The sequence below is a fragment of the Streptococcus sp. DD11 genome, assembly GCF_001578865.1.
GTDB lineage: Bacteria > Bacillota > Bacilli > Lactobacillales > Streptococcaceae > Streptococcus > Streptococcus panodentis.
In genome coordinates this window covers 368,152-372,292 of sequence record NZ_KQ969393.1, presented here as the reverse complement: position 1 = coordinate 372,292, position 4,141 = coordinate 368,152, and the positions used below count along the sequence as shown (strand labels likewise).

General features: G+C 52.4%; 1 protein-coding gene. It reads right to left on the bottom strand.

All coding sequences use genetic code 11. From position 1 onward, the window contains the following. Positions 1–4,141, bottom strand: a 4,141-nt coding sequence (locus tag STRDD11_RS14190) for a CshA/CshB family fibrillar adhesin-related protein (RefSeq protein ID WP_241209338.1), incomplete at both ends; no start/stop codon positions are given.

Sequence of the window (4,141 nt, the reverse complement as noted above, 5' to 3'; positions counted from 1 at the left end):
GTGAAGCTGACTCGGCCTTCTTGAACCTGCCCCTGCAGGCCTTCTGTCCGATCACCAGTTCCAGTCGGGATAACAGCTTCTACAGTCGCCCGATAGGTGGCCTTAGCCACCGTTCCATTGACATCGGCATAGCTGATGTCAAGTTCTGGTGTTCTGCCGACGAAGGTCTTATCTGGGGTAAAGGTTACAGTGCCATCGGCAGCCACTTCGAATCTACCGACTTGGTCAATTTCTTTGACATTGGTGCCGGTATCAAAGATAGGCGTTTTGTCTGCCGGGAAGCCGACTGATGGCGCCCCAGGGGTAAAGGTTACAGTGCCTGTCTGTACTTGGCCTTGCAGGCCTTCTGTCTGCGCACCTGTCGCTGTCGGAGTCACAGCCACCACAGTCGCCCGATAGGCGGCCTTAGCTACCGTTCCATTGACATCGGCATAGCTGATGTCAAGTTCCGGTGTTCTGCCGACGAAGGTCTTATCCGGCGTAAAGGTCACCGTGCCATCGGCAGCCACTTCGAATCTACCGACTTGGTCAATTTCTTTGACATTAATGCCGGTATCAAAGACGGGCGTTTTGTCTGCCGGAAAGCCGACCTGCGGATTTCCAGCTTTAAAGGTCACCTTGCCTTTTTGCACCAAGCCTTGCAGACCTTCTGTCTTGCCGCCAGTTCCTGTAGGAGTGACCTTGGTAACGGTTGGGGTATAGGTTGCCGTGACCGGTGTGCCGTTCTTGTCCACCCGCTTGACGGTGACGGGATCCGGCGTACCAGAATAGGACTTGTCCGGCGTAAAGGTCACCGTGCCGTCTGGCGCCACCTCAAAAATACCAACTTTGGGTACTTCCTTACGCTTGGATCCGTCATCAAAGGTCGCTGGAATATTATCGTTTAATGGCACATTGGGGTTGCCGCCCGTGAAGCTTGGCGTGCCCTTTTGCGGCTGGCCTTGCAGACCTGTCGAAGCAGCGTTCGTACTGGTTGGCATCACTTGGGTCACCTTTGGCTGATACACCGCTTCAGCTCTTGATCCGTTCTTGTCCGTCACACGCAGGCGCGCTGGCGTAGGTATTCCATAAAAATCCGGGGCAGGTTGAAAATGAATTTCGTCATTTCCCTGCAGCGTATAGGTCCCTTGAAGCTTGCCGTTTGCATCATAAACCGGCAGGCTGTTTCCTGGCTGGACTTGCCCATCAACCACGAATCGTGGTCCTTCTGTTGCTAGGGGGACAGTCACCTTCTGTCCATTCACAGTTGCCTGTCCTGGCATAAACTGAAGGCTGCTCTTTTGCAACTGACCTTGAAGCCCTGTCGTCTGTGCATCTTGGCCTGTCGGAGTCGCGGCTTTGACATCCGCCTGATAGCTAGCGGTCACTTCTGTCCCATACAGATCCACGCGCTTGACAGTCTCTGCATTTGGACGGCCGGTATATGCCGGTAACGGGGTAAAGGTGACCAACCCTTGCTCATCCACCTGATAGGTCCCTACACCTGCCACCGTTTTGGTCTGACTGCCATTGTCAAAGACTGGCAGCTTACTACTATCTATCGGTACACGCTTGTCACCCGAAGTGAAGGTCAGCTGGCCTGTCTGAACTGCCCCTTGAATGCCTTCACTGCTAGCGTCTTGAGCAGTCGGTTTGACTGGCCTTACCTTTGGCTGATAAACCGCTTGGTGGAAAATACCATTGGCATCCATCATCCGAACAGACACCGGGTCAACCGTTCCGACAAAGTCCTTATTTGGCTTGAAAGTAATCTTACCAGTAGCCGGCTCCACTTCAAATCGGCCAACTTCTTGACCATTTGATATTGCCGGAAGACTTCCATCATCTGTTGTCGTGCCATCAGCCTTCACGAATTTCACAGGATGCGCTGCGCTTGGACTCGCTGGAGTTCTAGTAGTATCGCCATCATTAAAGACCGGAGTCTGTTCCTGATCAACTCCTTGGATATCGGTCGTTTCATACTTGCTATAGTTGAGAACTGTTGGAACATAGCGCCCATCCATGGTATTCAGCTGGTCGTTGATGGCCCTTTCAGCCTGATTTTTCGCAGTCCAGTCTGTGCTGGCGCCATTGGTATCAAAGCGGCGGATATTGATCCCCTGCGCCGTGCCGATGTAGTCCGCCTTAGGCTCAAACACCACCTTCACATCTGCGCCGTTCGGCGTAACCTTATAGCGTCCCTCAACCGTGCTGTACCAGCCCTCTGCATCAGCCGTCAGCTCATTTCCTTTCGCATCCAAGACCAAAGGAGCTTTCGTCGTGTCAATGGCTACTTTCTTACTTTCATCGTTTTGATCGATGCCCTGAGGTGTAAAATGAAGAGTGGCCGCTTGCTGCTGGTTGCGGATGCCGACGCTTTCTTTTTTCTCACCCTTTGGCGGATAAGTCAGTTCGACCTGCAGGTCTTCAACTTCACCGCTAAAGGCCGTGCCTGTAGGCTTTTCAATATCTCCTTTATTCAGAGCAATACGGACCCGCATCCCCAGCTTGCTCAGAGCCGGATCAGTCATGGCAGGATTTTTCTTGAAGCTGACAGTATAGTCACCCGCAGTCGTTACTTCGGTAAACTCACTGGCTTCATCTTCATCAAAGACGCCATTGTTATTAAAATCTATCCAAGCGCGGACATAGGCCTTTTCGTAGCCATTCGCCGAAGCATGGAGCCGCAGAGAGTAGTCTCCGTCATGAAGACGGTTTACTCGGAAAAGGTTGTTGGTTTTTCCGACCAAATCATCAGACAGCAGCTGATCCACCCCTTCATCGGCCAAATCTGTTTGCTCATCATGCTTCCAGTTATTCCCAGACGTGGTGTCAATGTCCGCCTCTACTCGGCCTAAAAACGGCTGTGGGTTTGGGCCTCCTGTTTCAGCATTATACCTTGAAATCGCATGGACGGCCTTGCCATAAGAGTCCGGCGCATCCCCCTCATCTACTGCCATGAAGCCAATCATCGCAGCCTGCTGACCAGAGGAAGCAATATAGATTCCAACCTCTGAAGCACCGCGCGACATCACCAGTGGAATGGTATTGTATCTGGAAACATTCGGACCGAATACCTGACTGCCCAGTCCGCCGGTCTTTTGATCCGGACTGACATAGGCCTGCCAATGAACGCCACTGGCGTCCTTCCCAATATACTGGCCTTCAGTAGTCGGCTGCATAGGCTTGTAGGTTTCTGTGATTTCCGTCGTCACACCGTTCGTGTCTGTGACAGTCCGCTTCCACTCTGCTAAGTGCTCCCAGCCCTGTCCATTTGTCGTGAAGATGGCATACTCACCTGGGTTGGCTTCTTCTCCATCCGCCATGACGACTGCAGCCTTGACCGCCTTACCGAGATAGGTGGCTTCAACCTTGAATTTCACACCATAGTTGGCTTCATCTTTAGGAACCTGCAGTTGGGTCTTACGTCCCTTGGTGTCAATCCCCTCTGACTTGATAGCCGACCATTGATTCTGCGGAGCTCCTACGATTTTAGGACGATAGTCATCACCGTACCAATATTGATAGGCATAATTTGTGCTGTTATTATACTGCAGCCAGGTATTCTTGGCATTTGGATCATAGCTGCTTTCATATTCTGTCCCTTTTACCCGGTCACGATAAATCTCTGTCGCATAGAAAGGTTTCAGCTCGGTTACCGTCAGCTTGATACGATAGCCCGGTGAAATCTCTTTTTCATAGACTGTTCCAACCTTAAGAGAGCCATCGGTGTCTAGGTTTTTGAAAGCATTGGTATCCCCAAAATCCAGCCAGTTGGCCTGCTTCATCAGCTCATCCGACCGCTTCTTCACGGACTCTTCCAGCGTTGGCTTGGACACAGCAGGGTTTGCCGTCGCATCTTTCAAGCCAGAAGCAGCAGTTGCTGTTCCTGCAGCATCGGCAGCGCGGAAGGATGTTCCTGTCTCCATGGGCTGGCCGTTGCGCTCAGACCTTGGCATCGCCGCAGTAGCCGGCTTCGGTGTGACCTCTGCTCTATATGAGCGAGGCTGAGCTGGTGCGGCAGAAGTCGCTTCATTAGCGGAGACAGCTGTTTCCGTTGCCGAAGCAGCCCTTGTTTCAGTGTCTCTTGCGTCTTCAGTCGGTTCAGGTGCTGCCTGCTCGCTAGCTGCAGTTGGAGTTGGACTCACTGGCTGGTCCTGCC